Origin of the sequence: Acetobacter tropicalis (assembly GCF_001580915.1) — a bacterium.
Classification (GTDB): domain Bacteria; phylum Pseudomonadota; class Alphaproteobacteria; order Acetobacterales; family Acetobacteraceae; genus Acetobacter; species Acetobacter tropicalis.
The window spans coordinates 115,622-140,910 of sequence record NZ_LHZQ01000222.1; the positions used below are offsets into that span (position 1 = coordinate 115,622).

Here is a 25,289-nt window from a genome sequence, read left to right on the forward strand (position 1 = left end):
AAAACGGGGCCATAAATTGGTATGACCGAGTCTTCAGAACCCGCTTCGCACCACCAGCCTCATGTGATTGAGAACCGCATCGTCTATGCGGCTCTCTCTGGATACATCGCGCCCGGTGAACGGCTTGGCGAGAAGGAACTCTCTGAGATTTTCAAGGTCTCCCGCACCCTTGTGCGGGAAGCCATGATCCGTTTGCAGGCACGGGGCATTGTGGAAGTCATGCCGCGCCGGGGATGGTTTGTGATCGAACCAACGGTGGAGGAAGCCAGAAACACCATCAATGCCCGTCGCGCGCTGGAAGTGGGCATGCTGGCCACGGCGGATCACGTAACGCCGGAAAAAATAGCTATCCTGCGCGAGCATGTAAGGAACGAGCAGCGGGCGCTGGAGGAAGATGACCGTGCACAGCGCAGTTATCTGCTGGGGCATTTTCATGTCTGTCTGGCGGAAACCATTGGTAACCCGGTGCTAGGCTCCATTCTACAGGACCTGACCACCAGAACCGTGCTGATTGCCGCCCTGTATCAGTCCACTCACGATGCGCATGAATCCTGCGATGAGCACAGCCAGATTATTGATGCACTGGAAGCCGGAGAGCCTATGGAAGCTGTCAGGCTGATGGACATGCACCTCAAACATGTTGAAAAGGCGCTCAATTATCGGGATGTCGCCAGCCGGATGGAAAGCCTGAAATCCGTTTTGCAAAAAGGCCCCTCTCTTTAAAAATCGGGGCTTTTCTATTGGGCTGAGGCAGGATGCTGTTGTGGGACTTCCTGCTGCGTTCGGTTTCTGCCGTCCTTAGTGTCGGATCAGGATGTAGTTGATCGTCAGGTCAATATCGAAATGGTTGCCCTTCATGTCTGGTGGCACGGGGGGGAGCTGCGCCCCGTGGAACATGCCGGATGTGGCGGCATCGAGATAATAGGAGCCTGATGATCCTGTCTGGTACACAGATTTCACACGGCCATTACGATCCAGCACAACATGCACGGAAGAAGGACCTTCCTCCCCATTACGGGCGGCTTCTTCCGGATAATACATGTGGCGCATGATCCACGCATTGATTTCCTGCCCGTAATCATCACTCACGCCGCGAACGGACGTGCGGGAGGTATAGTGCGCGTTGATCTGTCCGTTTTCCACGACTGGACCAACGGAAAGATCAATGGGGCCACCTGAACCGCCCGGCCTGCCATGGCGATGCCGCCGGGGTGCCGGAGCTTCGTTGAAAGACAGGTCCATCGGGTTATCAAAGGGCGAGGCAGCGTGACGGTTGGCGTGCGGCTGCGGTTTGCTGCGGGGAACCGGACGTGCCTTGGCGTTGGCCTCTGGCTTTTGACCGGAGGGAGGACGCGCGGGTTTGACCGTTTTGTGCTCTTCCGGCGTGGGTTTTGGTAGTCCGTCATCCGACTGCGGTAGCGGCGGAGCTGTGGGCGTATCTTCCGATGGAACGGCTGGCCCGGGCGCGGCTTCCGCGGGTGAGGGTTCGGCTTGTCCGGCGGCGCTGGGGTTTTTGCCAGAGTTGCCTTCCCCCGCATCGGGTGATTGCGGGCCAACCATGCCACTGGTGGCCTGTGGCTGCGCAAACACCATCTCCACAGGAGAGGGCTGTGCACCGTCTGGTGTGCCGTGGGGCTGGTGGTGCGTGGCTTGCCACAGCAAGGCTGTCAGAAGTGCAAAATGGGCAAACAGAGAGCCTGTCAGCACCGGGCCGAGTGTAGGCTCTGCGTAGACTTCTTTACGGATAAGGGGAGTGGATGTGCCCTTTACCCGTTTGTAATTATTGGGACGTGCAATTGGCCACGCAGAGGGTTTCAGGCTCTCCCGGTTGCTCTCGGAAAGGGGGATGGCCCCTGAATCAGGGAGGACTCTTCCTGCATCGGACGGTGGAACCAGACGCGGTTCCTGTGCTTCTGTCCGGCGTGAAGAGCGACTGAGCATAGCCTTCATGAAGTGCCCGTTCTCTCCTCTGCCCGGACAGGGCTGTGTTTGGGCCAGTTGCTTTCCCTAGTGTGCCATTGCTTGAGCATTGTTTCCAGTCAGAACTTGTTATTCCGTTGCCTGTCCGCCGGAATGTAAAGCGGGTGCGGCAGCGGAACGGCTGTTAGGCGCAGCAGAGGGAGGGTGGGGAGGAGTGTCTGGCGCCGGCGGAACGAAGGATGTGCCGCTGTTTATGGCTGCTCCAGAGGGCGTGGGCTGGGACGGAGCAGGGAGCGCTGCACGTTTTTCCGGAGGCTGAACAGGGCTGGGCGGGGCGATCTGCGTTTGAGAAGGGCTCAGACGCGCACGCATGTGCCGAACGTCCACATCTGTCACGGCCGGGGCATTATTGCCCCACGCATGCCGGACAAAGGTGCCCACAGCGGCAATCTGGGCATCTGTCAGGCGGGCTGCAAAACTTGGCATGCTGAAGGCAGAAGGCGCGCTCTGCGTGCCATGGAGGGTGACCCCAGTCAGAATAATATGGATGACCGAATCTGGAGCCGGGTTCATGACCACGGGATTATCTGCCAGCGGCGGAAAGGTGGTGGGATATCCGGCCCCGTTGGAGCGGTGACACGCGGCGCAGTTATCCAGATATACGCGCTGCCCTAAAGTAAGGTGGCCGCCGGATTGCAGTGCCTTGGTGGCGGCTGCATCCCGCTTCCAGCCTGTTTGCTGTGGCGTTGCGGCTGGCAGGCTTTTCAGGTATCGCGCCATGGCAGTCAGGTCAGCCTCGGACAGATATTGCGTGCCGTGGTGTACGGCGCTGTCCATGTTGCCGAAGGCACTGCCTCTGTTGTTGCGGCCAGTTTTCAGGAATGCGGTGATTTCTGCCACACGCCATGTACCAAGGCCGGTACGTGGCTCACCGCGTAATGAGGGCGGAGTCCAGCTATCCACCGCCTTACCGCCAGCCAGATAACGGGGGCCATCCTGTGCGGTCAGGGCTTCTTCCTGCATGGCAATGCCACGCTGGGTATGGCAGGCCCCGCAATGCCCCGGCCCTTCCACCAGATAGGCTCCGCGCGCCAGTTCCGCATTGGCAAAGGGGCGGCCTGTAGCCTGCCGTGCGGCCTGAGGGGAAGGCGCAAATGCCCAGCGCCAAAAGGTTAAGGGGAAACGCATGGAAAGTGGCCAGGGAATAGCGTTGGCTTTTACTGATTGGGCCACAGGCTGCACGTCCTGCATGAAATACACATACAGCGCGTGCAGGTCCTCATCTGTCATGCGGGCGTATGAGGGATAAGGCATGGCAGGATACAGGGTGGCCCCGTCTGGCCGGATACCTTCCCGCACGGCACTGACAAACTGTGCTTCCGTCCAGTTGCCGATACCATGGGTTTTATCCGGCGTGATGTTGGAAGCGTAGAGGGTGCCAATGGGCAATTCGAACGCATAACCGCCCGCGTATGGAGCCTTCTGGTTTGTGGTATGGCAGGCCGCGCAATCAGCCGCTGCGGCGACGTAGCGGCCTCGTTCAATCCATTCCTGCGGGGTGCGAGGTGTTTCGGATGAAAGGAAGGCATCCTTAGACTCCGGCCCTGAATGTGCGGGAGAGGAAGACGCTTCCTGTGATGGTGGGTTCTGCTGTGCTCTTGATGTCAAAGGGTCTTCGGGCTGGACCGTGCCAGTAGCTGGGCCAGCAGGAGAAGTGGCCGATGCTGCTACGGCAGGGTGAGCCAGGCAGAAAGGAAGGCTGCCCAGAGCGAAAGCCGCCACGCCGTATGACAGCATCGACAGGTATCGCTTTCCACCCAAGATGCACGCCAATAGCAGGCCTGCCGAACGTGGGGTTACCGTTTTTTCAAAAGAGACGGTGGTCTTTGCAAGAGCCTTGCGGGGAATATCGGTTGCGGGATGCTGTGCCGAAGCCGAGCGTGGGAGGTGCGTGGAGGCGGCAGTAAAGGCAGGCTGTCTCATGGCGTTACCAACGGGCCGCCGTTGCCCTTCAGCCATTGCGTGCGGATATGATGAGCGGACCAGTAGGCCAAGGCGGCGACCAGCCCCGTAGGATTATAGCCCATACCCTGCGGGAAGGCGTTGGCTCCTACCACAAACACGTTCGGTACATCCCAGCTTTGCAGGTAGCGGTTCAGGGCGGATGTGTTGGGGTCATCCCCCATGACGGCCCCGCCGCAGAGATGGGTTGTCTGGTAGTCACGCACGTCAAACGGTTTGCCCGGTTCGCGCATGCTGTAGTGCACATCACGCGCGCCAAGGGCTTTGACCACGCCATCCAGCTTGCTGACAACGTGGCGGTTCATGCGGATATCGTTGTCTTTCCAGTCAAACGTCATGCGCAGCAGCGGCTGGCCGTAAACATTGGTCCAGGTGGGATCAAGGTCCAGATACACATCACGGTAGGCCATGTTGGAGCCCTGCGCATTGATGGTGAAGGCATGGCGATAGGTGTCAACGGCCTGTTTTTTCCATGCGCTGCCCCATCGTGGAGCGCCGGGAAAAGTGGCTTTGGCTCCGCCAATAGGTTTAACGCCCGCCTGATTGACCCATAGCGGTGAACCGCCAATAAAGCCCAGCGGCCCGTGATCAAAGTTGTCACAGTTGAAATCATCAATTGCCACACCGCCTGCCGAGCCGATGAACTGGTCCGTGCTGCGGGTGGGGGGCATCAGCACCGTGGTGTTGGTGATGTTCTGATACGTGAAGTTGCGCCCTACCGTGCCGGAATTGCTGTGCGGATCATATGGTTTTCCAATACCTGACAGCAGCATCAGATGCACGTTATGGAACTGGAAGGCCGCCAGAATAACCAGCCCTGCAGGTTGGGTAATGTGGTTGCCTTCCGCATCCTGATACACAACGCCAGTTGCTTTCTTGCCTGTGGAATCCAGAAGCACTTTCAGCACATGTGCGTTGCTGCGCAGCGTGAAGTTGGCGTGCTGTCGCAGGGCGGGCAGGATGTTCACATTCGGCGAGGCCTTGGCGTACATGTAGCACGCATAATCCGAGCAATAGCCGCAGAAATTGCACGGCCCCATCTGGGCCCCATACGGGTTTGTATAGGGGTGGGACGCATTGGCCGCAGGCATGGCGTAGGGGTGAAACCCGGCCTCGGTCGCGGCCTTGCGGAACAGATGGGCGGTATAAACATCCCGCAGGGGCGGAAGCGGGAAATCATCTGACCGATCCGGTGCAAACGGGTTGCCTTTGCCCACCACCTTTCCGTCCACGGTGTAGGCTTCGCCCGATGTGCCAAATACTTTTTCCGCACGGTCAAAGAAGGGCTCAAGTTCTTCATATGTGACGCCGTAATCCTGCAGGTTCATGCCATCAGGAATGAACGTCTTGCCATAGCGTTCAGTAATATGGCTGCGCAGGCGCAAATCCTGTGGCATGGCGCGGAAATGTACACCCGTCCAATGCAGGCCTGCGCCCCCTACGCCTTCGCCCGGCAGAAAGGCGGCCAGGCGGCGGTAAGGCAGGGCCTCCTGATCCAACCTGTTGCGGACCGTCACGGTGGTCTGCGCAGGGTTCTGGAACAGCTTGTACCGGGTAGCACCTTCCAGTTCATCAATGGAGGCAGGATAGGCGCCATCTTTGGCGGTGGAGCGTCGGCCGCCGCGTTCCAGCATCACCACGGAAAGGCCTGCTTCACAAAGCTCCTTGGCCATGATGCTGCCGGCCCAGCCAGCACCCACCACAACGGCATCTACAGGGGGGAGAGTTTTTTCCGCCATGGGTCAGCCTGTCTCCCCGCTAATGGAAACCGGGCCATAAGGGTAGGGGGTTTCGTACCGGTCTACCCAATCCATGTAATCGGCGCGGGCACCGGGGAAGCCCATCATTTTCCAACCGCCCATGTGACGATTGCCTCCATGGGTGGGGTCTGCAAACGCGCCTTCAATCGTGTCAGAACGAAGCTGCTCAAAAAAGGCGCTGGCGGGCAGGGCGTCAAACTGGGTGGCGTTGTGTTCAAGAGCCGTCAGGATAGCGTCCTGCGTGGTGGGAGGCAGGCTTTCAAAGGGGGCGTTATGCTGCTGACGCACCCAGGCCTGCGTTCCGGCAATACCTATGCGGTAGATTTGCCGAGGGCTGTAAGGGAGCTGATAACCCAGATTGTCGGGGCCGGTACGGTGCGGGCCGCTCATGAACCATTTTTCGCCACGGCCCCAAGGGGTGTTCATCTGGCCTTCAATAAAGTCCGGCACCCCAAGCATGGTGGCACCCGGCCCCATATCATCTTCCGGGAACAGCCGTTCACAGGCGGCCGTCAGAAAGGCAAACTCGGCGGCGGTGAAAAAGCGTGTTGAGGTGCCAGCTTCCTGATGATGCGCTGTAGCGGCGGGTGACTGTTCAGAAGAGGCTGCTTCAGCCGTTTGCGTTGCCAGTCCACCAAGCGAGAGCGCCGCCATACTGGTTCCCAGCCCTTGCACCACACGGCGACGTTTGGGCGTGAACGCGGAGGAAGGCAGCGGAGCGATGGCAGCATCGTGAGCCATATGTTCCTCGCCCCTTACCTGCTGTTTAACGTGGCTGGGTGCGGACGCATTAGTTTTGGAGGATGTCATCGGATAAGCCGCCGGAGAGCCGTCAGGAGTGGGGAGGCTGAGAGGAGCCATTGCTGCCGAGGTATTCGCGGCTGGTTTTGCGCAAGAAACAGGGCTGGCTGGGCGTCGGGGCGTATGGGGCGCGTCGGTCATCGGGGGGCTCGTTACCGTGAACAGGGAGCGGCGACCACAAATCGGTCCTCGCGGCCGCTTCAGCGCAGTGCGCGCGACCATGCGGGCCTTGGTTAGCGGAGAGACGGCCCTGAAACAAGCATGGCCCGCACAAGGCGAGCCATGAGAGGGACTTGAAAGTCCGTTCTGGAAGGGAAAAGAGCGGCGGTAACCCGCAGACTCTCGCTCTTTTCCATCCAAAGTGTAAAACCGGATTTATTACCAGATTTTAACGCGCTGTTTCGGGGACAGATACAGCTTTTCACCAGCTTTCACATTCCATGCCTTGTACCAAGCGTCCAGATTGTGCATGGGAATGTTCACGCGGGCCTGCGGCGGGGAGTGCGGATCTGTCACCACCAGTTGCTTGACGGTGTCATCACGTAGTTTTTCCCGCCATACCTGCGCCCAGCCAAGGAATACGCGCTGATCGCCCGTCAGGCCATCAATCACCGGAGCAGGCTGGCCGTTCAGGGAGGCATGGTAGGCGTCAAGCGCCAGTGTCAGGCCACCCAGATCGGCAATGTTTTCGCCCATGGTCAGCTTGCCGTTTACATGCACGCCCGGCAGGACCTCAAACGCATCATACTGAGCACCGAGGCGGTCAGCCAGTTTCTGGAAACGGTCTGCGTCAGCTTTGGTCCACCAGTCACGCAGGCGGCCATGTTCGTCAAACTTACGGCCTTCATCATCAAACGAATGGGTCATTTCATGACCAATTACGCCACCAATGGCCCCGTAGTTTACAGCCATATCTGCCTTGGCGTTGAAGAACGGCGGCTGCAGAATGGCAGCCGGGAACACAACCTGATCAAACAGCGGGTTGTTGTAGGCGTTCACGGTCTGGGGAGTCATATCCCATTCGTTACGGTTAACGGGCTTGTCCAGACGGGCTACCCAGTAGTTCCATTCAAACCGGATGCCGTTTTTGGCGTTGCCGTAAACATCCCCTTTTTTCACGACGAGATCAGAATAATCACGCCATTCGCTGGGGTAGCCAACCTGCACTTCAAAGTTTTCCAGCTTGCGCAGGGCGGCTTCACGCGTGGGTTTGCTCATCCATGTGTTGTGCTGTAGGCGGATGCGGAAGGCATCTTTCAGATCGCCGGTCAGCTTCTGCATGGCGGTGCGGTTTTCTGCGGGGAAGTAGCGTTCCACATACACCTTGCCCAATGCCATGCCCATGGCGGAGCTTGTGGCCTGCACACCGCGCTTCCAGCGGGCCGGAAGGGCTGGCTGGCCTGTCAGCGCCTTGGAGAATTCAAAGCGGGCCTGCACAAAAGCGTCCGGCAGGTTGCTGGTGGCGTTTTCTATCGTATGGAAGGCTTCCCATGCCTGTAGAAGCCCGACATCGGCATTGGCCAGCAGGGCTGCGCCGCCCGTAATGGCGGAGGGTTCACCAACAATAACCGTACGGTTTTCAAGCCCTTCTGTGGGCAGGCCAGCAGCGGTCAGCCACGTGGTCCAGTCAAAACCGGGGGCGGCTTTGGCCAGATCAGCCACCGTCATGGGGTTGTAGGTTTTTTCCGGGTTGCGCAGGTCTGCACGTGCCCAGTGGGTTTCAGCCAGTTTGGTTTCAAAGGCGACAATGGCAGCAGCAGCCTGCTCGGGTTGCGGCCATTTGATAAGGCTCAGCGCCTTGGTGATGTAGGTCTGATACGCAGCCTTCTTCGCGGCAAATTCCGGCTTCAGGTAGTAATCACGGTCCGGCAGCCCCAGTCCGTCCTGATCAATGTTCAGGGCGTAATGGGTGGGGTCTTTCGCATCCGGGTTGATACCCAGAGAGAAAGGAGAGGTTGCAAAGCTGCCTGAAGCCGCACCTGCAACGGTAGCAAACGTCTTGGCGTCAGTTATTTTGCGGATGCTTTCCAGATCGCCTTTCAGGGGCTTGGTGCCCTGTTTTTCCACGGATTTTTCATCCATGAAAGAGGCGTAGTACGTGCCCAGCTTTTCCTCGATAGTGGTCGGATGCTTGACCGGGTGAGCAGAAAGCTCGTTCAGGATGGTCTGAACACGCTGGCGCGAAAGTTCAGCCAGCGCATTGAACGGGCCATAGCTGGTCATGTCTGACGGAATGGTCAGATTGTCCAGATAGGTGCCATTGGCATAGCGGAAAAAGTCATTTCCAGGTTTGACCGACGTATCACGGCCCGCAAGATCAACACCCCAGGCCCCGAAGGTGGCGGGGGGAACGGCTGCCGGTGCCGTTACAGGTGCAGCAGCTTGCGCGGTGGCGGCATGGGCTGCCCCGGCCACACTGGTCAGGCCGATGGCAGCAGACAGAAGAAGCCCGACCCGCAGTGACACTTTATTATTATGCTTAAGCATCTGTTGATGTTTCTCCAAATAAATGCCGGGAAAGATAAAATGATGTCTTCTTTCCCTGTTAGTTCTTTAGATACCGTTCTTTAGGTGATGGTAGGTTAAGCATGCCCAGCATAGAATGACTACCCCACCGGAATGATTTTTAATTCAACAGGCCATCCCTTTGTTACGTGACGTAGAGCCAAGCAGTGTGAAGGCCGCAGCTTTGATGGCGGGCGTATTTTTCTCCTTGTAAATGCCTCTTGCCCATTGTTCACGCATGGAAGTGCAGGCACTCTTGATGTGAGTGTGACACAGTTGTTTGTTGGGGCTGCGGAGCGCAGCCTTGAGTGGTGGCACTTCATTTTCCGGCGGTATCAGGGAGAGCTGAAGGCATGGCGTGTCTGGTGGTGAAGGCTGGAGGACGGTCTGTCTTTCCGGAGTGGAAAGCTCTGTTTGCTGAACTCATGCCCCAACTCGATGTAAGAGATTGGTACGATCCATCTCTTGATCCGACGGAGGTGACTTATGCACTGGTATGGGAACCGGATGCCGGTCGGCTGGCCCAGATGCCTTACTTGAAAGCGGTTCTGAGTGTTGCCGTGGGGGTTGATCATATTACGGCAGATCCGAACAGGCCGCGTCAAGTGCCCATTATCCGTATGGGTGGAGCAGAGACCGCCATTCAGATGGCGGATTATGTGCAGTGGGCCGTATTTTCTCTGCTGCGGGAAGCACCGCGTTGGCATACAGGGCAGCAGGAAAGAAAATGGACGCGGCGTGGTATGCCGCAAACCCGGCTTTCTACAGAAACACGCGTGGGCGTTATGGGTCTGGGCAGTTTGGGCGGCCATGTGGCGCAAAGGCTGGTACAGACAGGTTTTCAGGTTTCCGGCTGGGCACGGCATGAAAAATATATTGAAGGCGTAACCTGCCATACCGGGCCGGAGGGCTTACCGGCTTTTTTGGGCGAGTGCGACACACTGGTATGTCTCTTGCCGGAAACAGCGGAAACGCGCGGTATCATTACATATGATGTTCTGACCCAACTTAAAAAACCTTCGGGCTTTGTTAATGTAGGGCGCGGGGCGCTGGTGGTTGAAGCGGACCTTTTGCGGGCGTTGCAGGATGAAACCCTCCATGGTGCCGTGCTGGATGTGTTTTCTACAGAACCCTTACCGGAAACCTCGCCTCTCTGGGGGCAACCGGGCGTGCTGATTACCCCGCATGTGGCATCCGAAGCCTCACGCGCAACGCGGGCACGGTATGTTGTGTCTGTTATTCAGGCACTTGAGCAGGGGCAGGATGTGCCGCTGCGGTATGATGCGGAGCGTGGATATTAGAGGGGGTTTGACGCTTCTGGAAAGAGAGCGTGCACGGCGCGCTTGGGCAGTTTGGTGGGGTTTTTGGAAACCTTTCCAAGAGTGAAAAGGGAAGGAATATCCCTTTTTCTCCATAGAGTTAGGACGACATCCGTATGCAAGCCGCGTGATAAAGAAAGAGAATACGGACTGCGTGAAGAGAACGAGTTCTCTCTATTCCATCGGTTACTCTTTGGCGTAAAATCCGATTTTGCAGGGCTTCAGGGTTGCAAGAGCAGGGGCACGCCCGCCATACGGGAGCCGTCTGGCTCGGAGAGGGGCTGATAGATTTAAAGGCATGGTGGGAGCTGGCTGACAGAGGCCACGGCACCGCTTCTGTTGCAGGTGCGCAGGGGGCTTCATGCTTTTTAAGAGAAGTGGGAGCGGTCGGATTTTTTACCGAGGTTTTAACGTTGAAAGCAAAGCGGGGCTGATACAGGACCGCAGAACATGGGCTTTCAGTTCGGCGCTGACGGTGTTGGGGCTCCTGCCTGCAGGATTGATTGCTCCAATGCCTTCTGCCCGAGCGGCGGATATGCCGGTGCCGGTAGGCAGCCGGACTGTTGCATCTGCGAATGTGTTCCCTGCGCAGATGGATGGTCAGACGGCTTCTTCGCATGGAGGGCAGGCAGGAGCTCTCCCGGCTTCTGCTCATCGTCAACAGGGAGGGGATCATGGCCACCTGCGAAAGGGGCGATCCTCAAAAACAGCCTCGGGAGAGGGCGAGGGGATGCTGCGTGCTTCTGGGGCGGGGGCCTTACCGTCTACCGTCCGGCCTGTGCGGCACGGTGGGCCAGTTGTGTCCAGCCATGCTACGGATGTTGATGTCAGCGCCCGGCGGCATGATTTTGCCTATCCGGATGCCCAGCATCAGCCTGATGCAACCACCCGCATTACCTTGGAACGCCTGAAAGAGCGGGATATTGTGACCTTGCGCGGGTTGGAGCGCGTGGCTCCCAACCTGACCATGCAGAGCATAAACGGCACAGCCTCCAGCAATTTCTATCTGCGTGGTGCCGGATTTAATGATTTCACACAGAACAATATGGGGCCGGTGCTGACCTATATTGATGATGTGGCTTATCCGTATTCCACAATGTCCAACGGCCAGATGTTTGATCTGGCCGGGGCTACCGTGACCCCCGGCCCGGTGGGCACGGAACATGGGCAGTCCGACACGGGTGGGGAAGTGCATCTGCACACCAATGACCCCACGGATGTCTGGCATTATGGGGCGTCTCAGGACATTGCCTCCTACGCACGTAGCCGGAGCGAAGCTTATGTGTCTGGCCCGTTGGCCAAAGGGCTCAGCTTTCGCCTGGCCGGACAGACCCGCCATGGAGGAGGGTGGCAGACCAATCCGCAGAACGGAGACCATCTGGGGGATGCGGATTTATGGGCGTTACGCGGCAAGCTGCAATGGAAGCCTGATAGCCACACCACTATTCTGCTGGGCGGTCATTTTGTGCAGGATAACAGTGAGGTTGTCTCCAGCGTGCCTGTGCATCGCCTCATAGGGAAACAACCCCTGCCACAAATGGGGTCATGGAAAGAGGCGGAATGGTCCTCCCGCCCTGAATTTGCACGACTGATCGGGCGCAAGGCCGGTATCAAACCCAGTGAACACAACCAGTTCTGGGGGGCGGATCTTCATATCACGCATGATTTCGGGCCGGTGACATTCGCTGCCATCAGTGCGTTTGAAACTGAGCGTGAAGGGGAATACACAGATCAGGATGGCACGGCGCAGTCTCAGGCTGATACCTATCGCACCATAGATGCCAACAGCTTTACGCAGGAAGTGCGGCTGAGTAATTCCCACCCTGATGACAAACTGCAATGGGTGGTGGGCGCTTATTATCAGCGCACCCGTATGAACCAGCGCTTTTTCTTTGATTATACGGACTACTCAGCCCGCGGCTACATGATGGCCACCAATTTTGGCATGAATCAGGAAAGCGTTTCTGAATTCGGGCATCTTAGTTATCGGCTGCCGCATGGAGTGACCATCTGGGCTGGACTGCTGCATGAATTGGATGATCGGTCCATTACTGGTCTGCAATCGCAGATATTTGGTGGTGTCACACGGAATTTTCATGCGGAAAGCACGGCGTCCAACCAGTTTGCGGGGCAGGTGGGTGTTTCCTGGCAAATGGCACGCCATGCCCTTGTCTATTACAAGATGAGCAAGGGCTTCAAACCCGGAGGCTTTACCGCCAACAATACGCAGATTCAGGCACAGCTTGACCCGTTCAGGCCAGAAACCGTGCTGACCTATGAAGCCGGGTTCAAGGCAGACCCTATCCCTAACCGGCTCCGTATCAATGGCGCAGCATTTTACAATGATTTTCATAACCAGCAGATTCTGGGGACGGTATTGATCCCCAATTATGGACCGTTGAGCGAAATTACCAACGCACCCAAATCTGAAAGTTGGGGGTTTGAAGGGACCATAGAAGCTCATCCGTTCAGCCATCTGTTTGTGACGCAGAACATTGGCTGGCAGCGTGGCAATTTTCAGAATTTTCCTACGGTCAATCGCGCCAAAACCAACGCGTATTACGCACAGCATGGTGTGTGGAAAGCCATTAACGATAATTTTGGCGGAGTTGATAATGGGCAACCCAAGCTGACACTGAATGGCTCGGCGGACTGGCGGCAGCCGATCGCCCATGCGTATTCTCTGGATTTCGGGCCGGACTGGCTCTATCGCGGGAGTCAGGCCATTACCCCAGGGGGCACAGGATTTTACCGTCTGCCACCTTACTTTCTTCTGGGGGCGCATGTTACGTTTCGTCCGGCTTCCGGTAAGTGGGAGGCAACTCTTTACGCCCGGAACATTCTTGATCGGCGCTACGCGGAAAGCGGAGGGCAGGCGACAACAACCTATTTCTATATTCCGGGTGAGCCGCGCTTTATTGGTGGCCGGATTTCCTGCGGCTTCTAAAGCATGGAAAATCCGGTTTGCGGCAGAAGGTGCCGGGTATGGAAACAGAGCCACTCAGGCGGACGCCCTGGCACGCCAGGTTCGTACGGCCTGCTCATGTCGGTGTGGGCGGCGGGGCTGTCTAAGGTGTTGGGGGGTGTCGTCAGTTAGGCTGTGCGGTTTGATGACGCTACCGTCCTTCTACTCATGATGCCCTTTGAGGGTGGAGTTTGGCGTTCAGGAGTGTCAGCACCAGAACGCCAAGGGCCGCCAAGCCAACTGTCAGCATCAGGGCAGGGGCAAGCCCTCGACCCAGAACGCGGCCTATTTCAGTTTGTAAAAGGGCGTTGCTGGCCGCCAGAAGATTTCCACATTGATAGGCCAGACCGGGGAAGGTGGCGCGTATGGAGGCGGGGGAAAGTTCGCTCAGATACGCAGGCACCACGCCCCATGCCCCCTGAATACAGAACTGGATGCACATGGCTCCTACCGCCAGCCAGAAGGCAGATTGGGGTAAGGTCCAGAGTGGCAGCAGCGGGATGGTCAGCAAGGCGGCAAGCGCAATGGCATATTGCCGCCCAATGCGCTGGGAGAGAACGCCAAAGAAAAGTCCACCAGCAATGGCCGCCACATTATACAGAACCACAATCAGCGTAATGGACGGGGGTGGGATGTGCCGTTCCAGAGCCAGAAACACTTTGGGATACAGATCCTGTGAGCCATGGCTCATGAAATTGAAGCCCGTCATGAGGGTAATGGCAAAAACGCAAAGAGCCGCATTCTGGCGGACAATGGGCCACAGACCCTGATGTTTCTGGGTCGGACTGGCCGGCGCTTTCTGTCGAGCCAGCCAGTCCGGGCTTTCCGGCACCCGGAGCCAGATATAGAGCGCCGAAAAAACGGCGCTTCCGCCAAGAATAAACAGGCCACGCCAGCCCACCACGGGCAAGGTGAGAAAAAGAATGGAGGCCAGCAGGTATCCGGCAGGGTACCCTGCCTGCAAAATGCCGGAGGCCGTACCGCGCCATGATACAGGCACACTTTCCATAATCAGAGACGTGCCGACACCCCATTCTCCCCCCAGCGCGATGCCGAAGAGAGTGCGCAGAACAAGAAAGACCCATAGTGTAGGAGAAAAGGCGGACAGCACTTCAATAACGGAATACACCAGAATGGTGATGATCATTACCGGCTTGCGCCCGTAAGTGTCTGCTGCCCGCCCACACAGATAAGCGCCTATGGGGCGGGTCATCAAGGTGAGGGTGGGGGCCAGCAACACGCTTTCCAGAGAGGTATTGAAGCTGTGGGCCACGTTATCCAGCGTGAAGAGCACAAGAAAGAAATCACACGCATCCAGCATCCATGCCAGAAAGGAAGCCGCCACCACATGCCGGGCAGTAGCGCGCTCCTGCGGGGTAAGCGGTTGTGCGGTAGGTGAGGACAGGTCAGGCTGAGATGCGGTAAGTGTCATGGGCATGTATCCGTTTCTTGCACCATTCTGTGTGTCATGAACGGAAAGAGGGTTCTATCGGCTCCGGGCATCACGAATAGGATAGACACAAGGCACGGAAGGTTTTGCACCGTCACTCCTGCGTGAGACAGAGGGGTTCCGCCGGGAAAATCCGTCCATTGCTTCATACTCTTGACGGCTTTCCGGTCTCACCGGCACCATGGCGGGTGACATCCCGCAATGGAGCCGAAGTGTGTCTGAGCCTGTTTTTCCGTTAGAAATTACGCATCTTGTCAAAGAGTTCAGCACAAAGCGGGCGCTGGATGATTTCAATCTGACACTGGCGGAGGGCGAAATAGCTGCTCTGCTGGGGCCAAATGGTGCAGGCAAGACCACGCTGATTGGATGCCTGCTGGGGTTTCTTTCAGCCGATGCGGGGCAGATCCGTCTGTTTGGCGAGGATGTCAATCACCTGACGCCACAGGTACGTAATCGCATAGGGTTTGTGCCCCAGACCCTGACAGGCTTTACATGGTTCAAAGTGGGGGAACTGTTGAGCTATCTGGCGGGATATCGGCCGGCCAACACCCCGCAGGATAACCGCTGGCTGGAATGGGCGGCACTGGACCCTGCGGCGCGTATTAAGTCTCTCTCAGGTGGGGAGCGGCAACGCTTGGCCATTGTTCTGGCACTGCGTTTCCGGCCTGATCTGATCGTGCTTGATGAACCCGTTGCCAGTCTTGACCCTCAGGCACGGCATGATTTTATGCGGCTGCTGCCAGACTATGCGAACCAGCATGGTGCTACTGTTCTGATTTCGTCTCATATTATCTCTGATCTTGAGAATATCTGTGATCGCTTTGTCATTATGCGGCGGGGGCAGATTGTGCTGGATGTTTCGGAGGCCGTCTTGCAGGGGCAGGTGCGGCACCTGTCTGCGGTGCCGCCTGATGAATGGGGCGTGCGTGTGTTGGCCCCGGCGGAGGATGGTGGTGTGTGGGTGGATGGGTGGCAGCCCGTTCTGGATCAGGCCGCCGCCGGTCAGGGGCTTGATGTGGCTTTGCCAGATGTAGAAACCCTCTTTCTGGCCCTGTCACGATGAAAAACGCCCTTCATGCGTTGCGGCTGTATGTTAAGCCCGTTTTTTGGCGGGAAAACTACACCTTGTTGACCGGGCTGTTATGGACGATGGTCGCTTTCTTCGTCGCATTTACGGATCATTCGGCCACACACTGGCAGAACGGGCTGTTCAAATTACCCTCTTCCTTTGGCACCTGGTGGTGGCTGGGGTTGCAGGCGCTTATTTCCGGAGTGGCATGCCAGTATTGGCGGCAGGTCCGCAGTCCGCTCGCCAGCATGACACCTGGCATGATTGAGGCTGAATATCAGGCCGTGCAGGTTGCCCTGTCTGGTGTGGTGGTGCTTATGGCAGTGCCTTTGCTGCATCTGGGTGCGCCGTTTCTGAATAGTCTGGCACAGGAATCCATCTGTCTGGCGCTGGGCGTCAATGGCGATATGACCGGCCCCAAAAACCTGCGCAAACCCGTGCGCTGGTTGCGGATGTTCATGATGTTCGTGTTGTTTGTTGCCTTCATGTTTCCGCAATCACAGGAACGGATTTTGTCTGCGCCATGGTATGTGGCGGTAGGGCTTCTGGCTGTTGGTATCAGCATGACCCTCATTGAACTCGGTCATCGGCCACAGCCTGCGGCTCTGCCGGGTGGCGCAGCGCCAACAGTTGCACAGCCTCGCTATCAGGCACGGAGGAACGCTCTTCAGGCGGCCAGAACCCAAGGCCAATCTTACCCGTTTCAAAGGGATGGGATGCCTGCTGGAAGTGGGTGGGCTACGGAAAGCGCTTTTGCGGGAGAGTATGGGGTTACGGCTGCTTCCTCTTACCATGCCGTTACCATCAATGGTGGCGCGCGTGCGCAGGAGGGCACCGGAATCAGGAATTTGATGCAATGGCAGTTTCCATGGTTACGGAAGCCGCCCGTGCCGAATACCATGATGACACCCGGGCCTGTTGGATTTCTGGCCAGCAGTGTGGTCGTTCTGGTTTTTCTTTTTATTCTGAACATGATTCTGGAGGCTTTTTCTGCAGGAGGTATGCCGCATTGGTCTGCCATCAGAAAATCCATGCTGATTGCGCCGCAGATGATCTGCATGATGTCCGCCAGTGGTCTGGCTTCCTGGATGCTGATACGGGCGGACTGGCCGTTTCTGCTTAATCTGGCAGGGTATGGCACCCGGGCGGATTTTGCGCGGGCGCTTTATAGAACCCACGCCAAGCGTGCGGTGCAGAGTGCTGCACTTGCGGCTCTGTTCTGCGCTCCTTTGGGGATTGTGTTTGGCGCAGAAAGCTGGAGAGAGTTGTTTCTGAGCATGGGAGCAATTTTCTCGGTTATGATGGGTGCCAGCTATCTTCCTAGCTTGCCGTTGCTTTTCTCCCGCAAAACACGCCCGGGTGTTCTTCAGGCCTTCAATCTGCTGGGGAGCTTTGTTTGCGTGCAGATGGGCGTTAGCCTCCTGTTCTCCGAGGCCTCGCCCCCTGCGTGGTTGTGGGGAACCCTGTTTGCAGGTCTTCCATTTTCTGCACTTATGGCATGGCTTGCACCGCGTGCACTGGCACAGGCTGACTGGCCCATTGAACCGTTGGCAGCCCCCTAAACGGGCATTTTTTCTTGTCGTTTGAAGGAATGTATGGCGGCGTGGGGCATCTGTGTGTCTGCGTGCGCGTAACGCTCTCTCAGCAGGCTCGGTGGTTACAGAATAGAATTGCTCCGCCGCGATGTTTTTTTGCATCGGGGTTTCAAATCCGTCTTTTCAGTTTAAAGCCTCTCGCGCCCTTTCTCCTTGTGGCGGACTTTTCAAAGTGCGTCTGAGTATCCTGTTGAGTGGTTCGGCAAAGAAGTGGCCAATCAGACTGGCTATGCCGCAGGAGCCAATAAAGAAAACTGCCAGCAGCACAACGCGTATTGGGCCGGTGGTGGGCACGGTGCTGGCGGGGAGGAAAGTGCGCAGAAGCCCCAGAACAATCAGATGAAACAGGTAGAGTTCGTAGCTCAGGCGGCCAGTCCATTCCACGCCACGCAGGAGGCGCACACGGGAGATAATGCGCCCTTCAGCATGAGGAACGGACGCGATCAGCAGGATGGCAGTGCCTAACGCCATGGTGGAAACACCCCAGATATTGGTGCCGCCTATGGAGCGATAGAGATAAAGGCTTGCCATACCAATAATGACAACGGGTTGCAGGATACGGGCCAGTTGGTGCTGCAACTGCCATTTTGAGACCAGAACCGCAGCCATGCAGCCAATGGCGATGCCGTCAAAAGATGCAAAATAGGCGAAGAGAAAGCCGGATTCATCATCCTGATGAGCCATGCGGTAGAAAGGGCCAATTACGGCAATAAGGGCCCAGAACGCCATAATGAAAGACTGGCGACGCAGCAGCAGGGCGACCAGTGGAAACGTGGCGTAAAAGACTTCCTCAACCGAGAGCGACCAGAGAACACCCAGAGCATAATTGGCCCAGCCATGGTGGGCAATAAACACATTCATGCTGAAGGTGAGGGCGGCAAGATTGGCCCGTAGCATACCGGCCAAGGGGGGAAGGCCGGGGCAATGAGTGGCAAAAATGGGAAGGCCTGCAAGAGCCAGACTATTTACCACAGCCAGCAGCAGAAGCAGGCAGGGCAGAATGCGCGCTATGCGAAAGGCGTAGAAAGACCGGACATTGAGTGCTGCCAGACTGCCCCAGCGTGCTAGCGCGTTGCTGGTAATCAGAAAGCCGGAAATGACAAAAAACAGCGTCACGCCGTAATTGCCGTTACGGGCTATGGCGCGCACCCCGTCTGGGGTGAGCAAAGTGCCCAACCAGGAGTGGTTGAGCGGATAGGCAATGCAGAAATGGTGAAACAGCACCAGCAGAATGGCCACGCCGCGTAGCAGATCAATCCGCCGGTTACGGTGGCTGAGGGGGAAAGGGGGAGCCACAGAACCTGAAGGGAGCATATGCGGTGTATCCGACGCGGATGGAAAGCCGAAGAACTACCCGGGGTTCATGGTGGAAATGGGGCTGATTTCTTAAGAATGAGGAATGCAGGGAAGAGTGATGCCCTCAGATGAGGCCGTTTGTAGACCGCTCTAAAGGCCACTCTGGAAGGACATGGCGCGTTGAAAACTGTTGCCAATACATTCGGCCCGGTTTTGCAGCAGGGCCGCAGCTTCTGGCGAGAGGAGTTCCGTGGTGGTCTGTTGCCACAGCGTCAGCCAGCGTGTGAAGGCGGCTGGAGTCATGTGCTCGCGGTGTTTGAAATGGGCGGGCACTGGCCGCCCATTATAGCCCGTGTTGCCGTATAAAAGGGAGGCCCAGAAATGGAACAAGGTTTCCTGATGGGCGTTCCAGTCAGAAATGGATGCGTTGAAAACGGGGCCGATTAAAGGGTCCTTGCGCACCCGTGTATAGAAAACGGCAATCAGCTTGCGGAGAGTCTCATCTGGGATGCGGGGGATGGGCTGCTGCATACGTCTTCTCCAGTAGCGGGGAATTACTCCCTCATCAGGTCTGTTCAAAGATGTGCGGATTATAAAGGTGGCAGGCCATAAAAGTAAGGCAGAGCACGCCTGTCCAGACCGACACTGAGTGGGCCGTGGAAAATGGGGAAAACAAAGCCTTTCTGATATAAAAATTAAGAAATTCACATATGCGTGAATCGCATGAATTGAGCTGACGTATGCGCAACGGTACGTAACATGGGGGCGTTGGCACTCTAACTCTCATAACACTCAATAATAAGGGGAAGGATCTCCTCCATGCAGATTGCCAGAGAAACACTGCTCCAGTCCTACCGGGCCATGCGTACCATTCGTGCGTTTGAAGAACGGCTGCACGTGGAATTTGCCACAGGGGAAATTCCCGGCTTCGTACATCTTTACTGTGGCGAGGAAGCGTCCGCAGTAGGCGTGTGTGCGCATCTGACGGATAATGACACCATTGCCAGCACACACCGCGGCCACGGGCATTGCATTGCCAAGGGCGTGGATGTTGGCGGCATGATGGCCGAAATTTATGGGCGCCAGACAGGGGTGTGCCGTGGCAAGGGAGGCTCCATGCACATTGCGGACCTCTCCAAGGGGATGCTGGGCGCAAACGGTATTGTTGGTGGTGGTCCGCCGCTTATCTGCGGTGCGGCGCTTTCTCACAAAACTCTGAAAGATAATGGTGTGGCCATTGCCTTTTACGGGGATGGTGCGTCCAATGAAGGGTTCACGCTTGAAAGCCTGAATCTGGCCAGCGTGTGGAAACTGCCAGCCGTATTTGTGGTGGAAGATAATGGGTATGGTGAAGCCACCGGCGCTTCCTATGCCTGTGCAGGTACACAGAAAGACCGGGCTGCCGGATTTGGTATGCCGTACATGGAGTGTGACGGGACGGATTTCTTTTCTGTTTATGAATCAGCGCGTGAGGCCATTGATTATGCGCGCTCAGGCAAAGGTCCGGTGATGCTGCATGTGCATCTTAGCCGCTGGTATGGGCACTTTGAAGGCGATGCCATGACCTACCGTGTTGCTGGCGAAGTGGCAGAACAAAAAGAACATCATGATTGCCTGAAGCATTTCCGTGAGCGTGTAACCTCTGCCGGTTTGTTGGAAGCCACCGCGCTGGATGACATTGATGCAGCCGTGGCGGATGAAGTTGAAAGCTCCGTTATTGCCGCCAAGGCTGCTCCATGGCCTGAGGATTCAGCCCTGATGGCTGATGTCTATGTGAAATACTGAGCACAGCTTCAGATAAACAGGAACAACGCCAGCCGGTGGTAGGGCTTAAACGCAGTAAGCAGTTACAGCGTAAGGGCGCTCCCGGCAGGACAGAAGGACGAAAAGACAATGAGTAAAAAGAGTTTTCGTCAGGCCATTAATGAGGCCCTGCGGCAGGAAATGCGGCGTGATCCGCGCGTGATCCTGATGGGGGAAGATGTGGCTGGCGGCCGAGGCGGCACATCCGGCGTGAAGGATGCGTGGGGTGGCGTGCTGGGGGTAACCAAGGGTCTCCTGACCGAATTTGGGGAAGACCGTGTGCTGGATACCCCGATCTCGGAAGCCTCCTACATTGGGGCCGCCGCAGGTGCTGCGGCAACGGGCCTGCGCCCGGTGGCAGAACTGATGTTTGTTGATTTTATCGGGTCCTGTCTGGATCAGGTGCTTAATCAGGCAGCCAAATTCCGGTACATGTTTGGCGGCAAGGCCCGCACGCCCATGGTTATCCGTGCCATGTATGGCGCCGGGTTCAATGCGGCCGCGCAGCACAGCCAGTCCCTTTATCCGCTGTTTACGCATATTCCGGGGCTGAAAGTGGTGATCCCGTCCTCGCCGTATGAGGCCAAGGGGCTGCTGATTGAAGCCATCCGTGATGATGATCCGGTCATTTTCCTTGAAAACAAGGTGATGTATGATGAGGAGGAAGATGTTCCTGATGAATCCTACACCATCCCGTTTGGGGAAGCGAACCTGACGCGCGAAGGTGAGGATGTGACCATTGTGGCCATTGGCCGCATGGTGGGTATGGCGAATGAAGCTGCGGATCGGCTGGAAAAACAGGGTATTACCTGTACCGTGATCGACCCCCGTACCACATCCCCGTTTGATGAAGACACCATTCTGGAATGTGTGGAAGAAACGGGTCGCCTTGTGGTGGTGGATGAATCCAGCCCACGCTGCAACATGGCCTGCGATATTTCAGCCCTTGTGGCGGAACGTGCCTTTGGGGCGCTGAAAGCTCCGATTGTGCGGGTTGTGCCACCGCATACGCCAGTGCCATTTTCTACACCGCTTGAAAAACTCTATATGCCCAGTGCAGAAAAAATTGAAGCTGCTGTGAAAAACGTCATGAAACAGCATGCGCGTGAGGTTGCCTGAACCATGACAAATACCATTGTAGCCCTGACAATGCCCAAATTCGGTCTGGCCATGACAGAAGGCAAACTTGCCTCCTGGCTGGTGGAACCGGGGCAGAGCGTGAAGCAGGGTGATGAACTGGCTGATATTGAAACTAGCAAGATTACCAGCGGATATGAAAGCCCCACGGCAGGGGTGCTGCGCAAACAGGTGGCACCAGCCGGTGAAACGCTGCCCGTTGGTGCGCTGATTGGCGTATTGGCTGACCCCGCTGTGTCTGATGCGGATATCGAGGCTTTTGTGACCCGTTTCCAGGCAGAACAGAGCACGGGTGAAGAAGCGGAGGGAGCAAACTCTGCCGATACGGAACCTCATCAGGTGCAGGCTGGTGAGTATAGCCTGAACGTGCGTGATGTCGGGACCGGGGATGACCTGCCGCTTCTGCTTATTCATGGGTTTGGCGGTGATATCAGCAACTGGCTTTTAACGCAGGACGCCCTTGCCTCCGGCCGCCGGGTAATTGCGTTTGATCTGCCGGGCCATGGGGCCTCCACCAAAGCAGTGACGGATGGTTCTCTGGCGGGGCTGGCGGGTGCCGTGGCGGACCTGCTGGACGCACTCTCCATTTCCAAGGCGCATGTCATGGGGCATTCGCTGGGCGGTGGCATTGCCCTCACACTGCTGCGCGACCATGCGGATAAAGTCGCCTCGCTTTCTCTTGTGGCTCCTGCCGGGCTGGAAAAGGCGGTGAATATGGCGTTCATTACCGGCTTTATTGAAGCAGACCGAAACCGGGCCATGCAGCAGGAACTTGAAAAACTGGTGCATGACAAAAGCCTGATTGGGCGCAAAATGGTGGACAGCGTGATGCGGGCACGCCGGTTGGATGGCGCACGTGATGCGCTGCGCACCATTGCTACGGCATGTTTCCCCAATGGGGAGCAGGGGGATGATCTGCGTCCTGTGCTGGATGCGGCGAAAGTGCCGGTACAGCTTTTCTGGGGAGAAGCTGATGAGGTGCTGCCTGTAGCGGGTGCCGAGAATGTTCCTTCTTCTGTAAAGAAACATATTCTGCCGGGCGTGGGGCATCTGCCCCAATTGGAAAAAGCATCGGACGTGAATAAAGAGACGGAAGAGTTTCTGAAGGAACGCGTGCCTGCCTGAAACGGCGCAGGAGGTATTCGGTCAGGATGCCTCCTCGGTTTTCACATAAGGTAAAGTTGGGGACGGCAGAGTAAATGCTCTGCCGTCTTTTTTTGTGGCGGATGGAGAATGGGGAAAGAGAGGCTGGTGGCGGAGATGCGCCATTCATTTACGTCTGAAAGGCCGGGAGCCTGATCCCTTTTTGCAGTGCGGTGCTATCAGTCTGGATGGGGTTTTTGATTTATTCATATAAATGGAAGCGTTTTTCATAAAAAAGAGAAGTCTTATGCCATGCAGTGGGCGCATTGCGGCGTTTCTGGTCGTTCTCTGGATTATTTGATCTGGATCAAAGGAGAGCAAGCAGAAAAGGGAAATCATGCCCATGTTCAGAGGCTACGGTCGGTAGCGCCTCTGAAAAGAGGAGGATGAGATGACGTATTCAGCAAATGGTCGGTCGCCGGTTGTACGTGTTCCGGTTGGCAGTGTGCGCGTGGCAGATCCGTTCACAGCGCTTCAACGCCAGATGAGCCGTCTGTTTGAAGATTACAAAGCGCCTGATGCCAGCGGAGCCCACCGTTTTGGGGCAACCGATATTACAGAAACAGCAAAAGCGTATCAGATTGTTGCAGAAGTGCCGGGGTGCTCTGAAGAAGACATCAAGCTCGGAACGGCCAATGGTGTTTTGACCATAAGCGGGGAGAAGAAAAAGCCCGTTACGGAAGAACCAGCGAAGCATCATGTTAGTGGGCGTCAGTTTGCAGCGTTTGAAGAAACGTTCACGCTTCCGGACGATGTGGATGTGGAGAAGATTTCTGCCGGTCTCAAGTTGGGCGTGTTGACCATTACGTTGCCCAAAAAGGTAGAAAGCAAACCGGCCGAGCGGCATATTGCCATCAAGGCCGAATAAACAGGACGAATGAAAATGAGTGTAAAAGACCGCAAGGTTGACGTTTCTGGAACCCACTACACCATGCTGGGCACCGTTAACGATGGAGAGTGCAAGGTCCGGCTGAAGAACACCAAAGGTGAAGTGGTGGAAATGCTGTGTGAGCATTTTATTGAGGGCCTGAATAAGGGCACCGCAAAATATCTGGATTAAACTGTTCCTGCCCTCTGGCGGAAAGAGCACAAAACAAAACCCTGCGTGATTCGCTCACGCGGGGTTTGTTGTCATGCAGAAACAGGCTTTGAAAAACACAGATTGGCTCCAGACGATACTTCATACCGTCTGAAGTGGGAGACCGGACTTAGTCCATTCGGATGGGTGGGCGTACAAAGCCATCCAGCCAGTCTGTAAAGCAGGCAATCAGCCCGCGTGTCACGCCGTAGAGCTCAATCTGATGCTGGCGATACAGGGCTGTGTGGCCAAGCCGGGCGCTTAGTCCATGCAGGGCACCACCGCCAAAGGTCTTACCATCTGCAAAGGCACCCCAGCCGTTGTAGCTGCCAAGGGCCACAATGGCGCCTTTGTTATGGAATTTGAAAGGCGGTACGGGCTTTTGGTGCAAAATCCAGTCTGGCAGATATTTTGCCAGATGATGCGCTTCCTGCCGGGCAACCTGTGCTGTGGGCGGGAACGGATTTTCAGTAATGAAGGAGCAGTCCCCGACAGCAAAAATCCGATCATCCTGCGTGGTCTGGAGATTGGGTTTGACCACAAGCTGCCCGCCACGGGCGCAGTCCAGACCATCCAGAACGCGGGTGACATCCGGTGCTTTCACTCCGGCAGCCCAGACACGGAACTGGGCATCCACGCGAGAGCCATCCTTGAGGATAAAGCCTTTCTCATCCACACCGGAGACCATGGCACCCGTGCGGACGGAAATTTTCAGCGCCTCAAGCTGTTTACGTGCGCCTTCCGATACATCTTCCGGGAAGGAAGGCAGGATGCGGGGACCAGCTTCCAGCAGCGTAACGCGCATTTCAGGCGTTTGGGGGGTGAAATTGTAAAGGGAGCCGATGTCCAGCGCCTTGTGCAGTTCCGCCGCTAGCTGCACGCCAGTCGCGCCGCCGCCTACAATGGCAATATCAAGCGGAGTGCCGCGCCCGTAGGACTGGAGCAGCGCATGGCGGAAGCGTTCATTGAAGTTGTTCGCTTCAACCACGTTATCCAGAAAAATGCAGTGCTGTTCCACGCCGGGGGTGCCAAAATCATTGGCGCGACTGCCAATGGCAAAAATCACGGCATCATAATCCAGATACCGTTCTTCCAGAATCACATCCTCATCGTCCTGCTCCACCAAGGGGGCAAGAGTGATGCGCCGATTGGTGCGGTCCAGCCCTGCAATCTCACCATAGCAAAAGCGAAAACCGTGTCCTGCCGCATGGGAGATGAAGGTGATGCGATCATTCTCGTTCCGGGCTGTGCCTGCGGCAAAGCAATGGAGCATGGGTTTCCAGACATGGGCAAAGCCTTTGTCCACCAGGGTAATATCCAGCTTGCCCGCACGGCCAAGGCTGTTGCCAAGGCGCGTGGCCAGAGCGAGCCCGGCAATACCGCCACCCACAATCACCAACCGAAACTGATCACTCATACCAAATTA

At 56.7% G+C, this 25,289-nt stretch carries 20 protein-coding genes; 11 read left to right on the forward strand and 9 right to left on the reverse strand.

All coding sequences use genetic code 11. The features are described from left to right. The first annotated feature begins 21 nt into the window (after positions 1–21). Positions 22–723, forward strand: a complete 702-nt coding sequence (locus AD944_RS15350; RefSeq protein ID WP_045542977.1) for a GntR family transcriptional regulator — start codon at positions 22–24, stop codon at positions 721–723. Positions 724–798: 75 nt separating this feature from the next. On the opposite strand, the gene AD944_RS15355 is transcribed toward AD944_RS15350, so the two are convergent. The 4 genes from AD944_RS15355 to AD944_RS15370 all read right to left on the reverse strand — a co-directional run bounded on the left by AD944_RS15355 (position 799) and on the right by AD944_RS15370 (position 6,443). Further along, positions 799–1,950, reverse strand: coding sequence for an energy transducer TonB (locus AD944_RS15355; RefSeq protein ID WP_045542978.1), 1,152 nt, complete (start codon positions 1,948–1,950; stop codon positions 799–801). A gap of 99 nt (positions 1,951–2,049) precedes the next feature. Beyond that, positions 2,050–3,903: a c-type cytochrome gene (locus AD944_RS15360; RefSeq protein ID WP_236709263.1), complete on the reverse strand. Its 1,854-nt coding sequence runs from the start codon at positions 3,901–3,903 to the stop codon at positions 2,050–2,052. After that, on the reverse strand, positions 3,900–5,681 hold the full coding sequence (locus tag AD944_RS15365) for a GMC family oxidoreductase (RefSeq protein WP_045542979.1): 1,782 nt from the start codon (positions 5,679–5,681) through the stop codon (positions 3,900–3,902). Before AD944_RS15365 ends, AD944_RS15360 begins: the two co-directional genes overlap by 4 nt. A 3-nt stretch (positions 5,682–5,684) precedes the next feature. Continuing rightward, positions 5,685–6,443 (reverse strand): gluconate 2-dehydrogenase subunit 3 family protein, encoded by a 759-nt coding sequence (locus tag AD944_RS15370; protein WP_236709264.1) that lies wholly within the window; start codon positions 6,441–6,443, stop codon positions 5,685–5,687. Positions 6,444–6,540: 97 nt separating this feature from the next. On the opposite strand from AD944_RS15370, the gene AD944_RS15375 reads away from it, so the two are divergent. Then, the gene (locus tag AD944_RS15375; protein WP_035377957.1) at positions 6,541–6,789 is read left to right on the forward strand and encodes a hypothetical protein; all 249 of its coding nucleotides are present in this window, start codon (positions 6,541–6,543) and stop codon (positions 6,787–6,789) included. Positions 6,790–6,881: 92 nt separating this feature from the next. Here AD944_RS15375 and AD944_RS15380 read toward each other — a convergent pair whose 3' ends face one another. Continuing rightward, a complete protein-coding gene (locus AD944_RS15380; RefSeq protein ID WP_045542980.1) occupies positions 6,882–8,990 on the reverse strand; it encodes a M13 family metallopeptidase in 2,109 nt (702 codons plus the stop codon). A gap of 371 nt (positions 8,991–9,361) precedes the next feature. On the opposite strand from AD944_RS15380, the gene AD944_RS15385 reads away from it, so the two are divergent. Together AD944_RS15385 and AD944_RS15390 are read left to right on the forward strand one after the other, a co-directional pair. Continuing rightward, positions 9,362–10,309 (forward strand): 2-hydroxyacid dehydrogenase, encoded by a 948-nt coding sequence (locus AD944_RS15385; protein WP_045542981.1) that lies wholly within the window; start codon positions 9,362–9,364, stop codon positions 10,307–10,309. Between the two features lie 529 nt (positions 10,310–10,838). Then, positions 10,839–13,274: a TonB-dependent receptor gene (locus AD944_RS15390; RefSeq protein WP_236709265.1), complete on the forward strand. Its 2,436-nt coding sequence runs from the start codon at positions 10,839–10,841 to the stop codon at positions 13,272–13,274. Positions 13,275–13,458: 184 nt separating this feature from the next. Here AD944_RS15390 and AD944_RS15395 read toward each other — a convergent pair whose 3' ends face one another. Continuing rightward, positions 13,459–14,724, reverse strand: a complete 1,266-nt coding sequence (locus AD944_RS15395) for an MFS transporter (protein WP_145912874.1) — start codon at positions 14,722–14,724, stop codon at positions 13,459–13,461. Between the two features lie 232 nt (positions 14,725–14,956). On the opposite strand from AD944_RS15395, the gene AD944_RS15400 reads away from it, so the two are divergent. Together AD944_RS15400 and AD944_RS15405 are read left to right on the forward strand one after the other, a co-directional pair. Then, positions 14,957–15,805, forward strand: a complete 849-nt coding sequence (locus tag AD944_RS15400) for an ABC transporter ATP-binding protein (protein ID WP_052427233.1) — start codon at positions 14,957–14,959, stop codon at positions 15,803–15,805. After that, positions 15,802–17,373: a type 1 periplasmic-binding domain-containing protein gene (locus tag AD944_RS15405; RefSeq protein WP_035377973.1), complete on the forward strand. Its 1,572-nt coding sequence runs from the start codon at positions 15,802–15,804 to the stop codon at positions 17,371–17,373. Before AD944_RS15400 ends, AD944_RS15405 begins: the two co-directional genes overlap by 4 nt. 156 nt (positions 17,374–17,529) lie before the next feature. Here the strand turns inward: AD944_RS15405 and AD944_RS15410 are convergent, their stop codons facing one another. Both AD944_RS15410 and AD944_RS15415 read right to left on the reverse strand, forming a co-directional pair. Next, on the reverse strand, positions 17,530–18,720 hold the full coding sequence (locus tag AD944_RS15410) for an acyltransferase family protein (RefSeq protein WP_045542983.1): 1,191 nt from the start codon (positions 18,718–18,720) through the stop codon (positions 17,530–17,532). A 132-nt stretch (positions 18,721–18,852) separates the two neighbouring features. Then, positions 18,853–19,233 carry a group III truncated hemoglobin gene (locus AD944_RS15415; RefSeq protein ID WP_035377975.1) on the reverse strand — a complete coding sequence of 127 codons (381 nt, stop codon included), beginning with the start codon at positions 19,231–19,233 and terminating at the stop codon, positions 18,853–18,855. Positions 19,234–19,521: 288 nt separating this feature from the next. Here AD944_RS15415 and AD944_RS15420 point away from each other — a divergent pair, with 288 nt between their 5' ends. From AD944_RS15420 to AD944_RS17130, 5 genes are all read left to right on the forward strand, one after another. Next, entirely contained in the window at positions 19,522–20,487 is a 966-nt protein-coding gene (locus AD944_RS15420; RefSeq protein ID WP_045542984.1) for a thiamine pyrophosphate-dependent dehydrogenase E1 component subunit alpha, read from the forward strand. A gap of 108 nt (positions 20,488–20,595) precedes the next feature. Continuing rightward, complete coding sequence (locus AD944_RS15425; protein ID WP_045542985.1) at positions 20,596–21,624, forward strand: alpha-ketoacid dehydrogenase subunit beta; 1,029 nt, start codon at positions 20,596–20,598, stop codon at positions 21,622–21,624. Positions 21,625–21,627: 3 nt separating this feature from the next. Continuing rightward, complete coding sequence (locus tag AD944_RS15430; RefSeq protein WP_045542986.1) at positions 21,628–22,767, forward strand: acetoin dehydrogenase dihydrolipoyllysine-residue acetyltransferase subunit; 1,140 nt, start codon at positions 21,628–21,630, stop codon at positions 22,765–22,767. A gap of 409 nt (positions 22,768–23,176) precedes the next feature. Then, positions 23,177–23,653: an Hsp20/alpha crystallin family protein gene (locus tag AD944_RS15435; protein WP_045542987.1), complete on the forward strand. Its 477-nt coding sequence runs from the start codon at positions 23,177–23,179 to the stop codon at positions 23,651–23,653. A gap of 15 nt (positions 23,654–23,668) precedes the next feature. Continuing rightward, positions 23,669–23,845 carry a hypothetical protein gene (locus AD944_RS17130; RefSeq protein WP_231551587.1) on the forward strand — a complete coding sequence of 59 codons (177 nt, stop codon included), beginning with the start codon at positions 23,669–23,671 and terminating at the stop codon, positions 23,843–23,845. A gap of 148 nt (positions 23,846–23,993) precedes the next feature. Here AD944_RS17130 and AD944_RS15445 read toward each other — a convergent pair whose 3' ends face one another. After that, positions 23,994–25,280, reverse strand: a complete 1,287-nt coding sequence (locus AD944_RS15445) for an NAD(P)/FAD-dependent oxidoreductase (protein ID WP_035377987.1) — start codon at positions 25,278–25,280, stop codon at positions 23,994–23,996. Positions 25,281–25,289: the final 9 nt, after the last annotated feature.

Excerpts from the sequence above, each read along its gene's own strand:
- AD944_RS15425 (WP_045542985.1), top strand. The coding sequence starts at position 20,596 with ATGAGTAAAAAGAGTTTTCGTCAGGCCATTAATGAGGCCCTGCGGCAG.
- AD944_RS15360 (WP_236709263.1), bottom strand. The coding sequence starts at position 3,903 with ATGAGACAGCCTGCCTTTACTGCCGCCTCCACGCACCTCCCACGCTCG.
- AD944_RS15415 (WP_035377975.1), bottom strand. The coding sequence starts at position 19,233 with ATGCAGCAGCCCATCCCCCGCATCCCAGATGAGACTCTCCGCAAGCTG.
- AD944_RS15420 (WP_045542984.1), top strand. The coding sequence starts at position 19,522 with ATGCAGATTGCCAGAGAAACACTGCTCCAGTCCTACCGGGCCATGCGT.
- AD944_RS15355 (WP_045542978.1), bottom strand. The coding sequence starts at position 1,950 with ATGAAGGCTATGCTCAGTCGCTCTTCACGCCGGACAGAAGCACAGGAA.
- AD944_RS15380 (WP_045542980.1), bottom strand. The coding sequence starts at position 8,990 with ATGCTTAAGCATAATAATAAAGTGTCACTGCGGGTCGGGCTTCTTCTG.
- AD944_RS15410 (WP_045542983.1), bottom strand. The coding sequence starts at position 18,720 with ATGCTCCCTTCAGGTTCTGTGGCTCCCCCTTTCCCCCTCAGCCACCGT.
- AD944_RS17130 (WP_231551587.1), top strand. The coding sequence starts at position 23,669 with ATGAGTGTAAAAGACCGCAAGGTTGACGTTTCTGGAACCCACTACACC.
- AD944_RS15390 (WP_236709265.1), top strand. The coding sequence starts at position 10,839 with ATGCCTTCTGCCCGAGCGGCGGATATGCCGGTGCCGGTAGGCAGCCGG.
- AD944_RS15385 (WP_045542981.1), top strand. The coding sequence starts at position 9,362 with ATGGCGTGTCTGGTGGTGAAGGCTGGAGGACGGTCTGTCTTTCCGGAG.
- AD944_RS15370 (WP_236709264.1), bottom strand. The coding sequence starts at position 6,443 with ATGGCTCACGATGCTGCCATCGCTCCGCTGCCTTCCTCCGCGTTCACG.
- AD944_RS15445 (WP_035377987.1), bottom strand. The coding sequence starts at position 25,280 with ATGAGTGATCAGTTTCGGTTGGTGATTGTGGGTGGCGGTATTGCCGGG.
- AD944_RS15350 (WP_045542977.1), top strand. The coding sequence starts at position 22 with ATGACCGAGTCTTCAGAACCCGCTTCGCACCACCAGCCTCATGTGATT.
- AD944_RS15430 (WP_045542986.1), top strand. The coding sequence starts at position 21,628 with ATGACAAATACCATTGTAGCCCTGACAATGCCCAAATTCGGTCTGGCC.
- AD944_RS15365 (WP_045542979.1), bottom strand. The coding sequence starts at position 5,681 with ATGGCGGAAAAAACTCTCCCCCCTGTAGATGCCGTTGTGGTGGGTGCT.
- AD944_RS15405 (WP_035377973.1), top strand. The coding sequence starts at position 15,802 with ATGAAAAACGCCCTTCATGCGTTGCGGCTGTATGTTAAGCCCGTTTTT.
- AD944_RS15395 (WP_145912874.1), bottom strand. The coding sequence starts at position 14,724 with ATGACACTTACCGCATCTCAGCCTGACCTGTCCTCACCTACCGCACAA.
- AD944_RS15435 (WP_045542987.1), top strand. The coding sequence starts at position 23,177 with ATGACGTATTCAGCAAATGGTCGGTCGCCGGTTGTACGTGTTCCGGTT.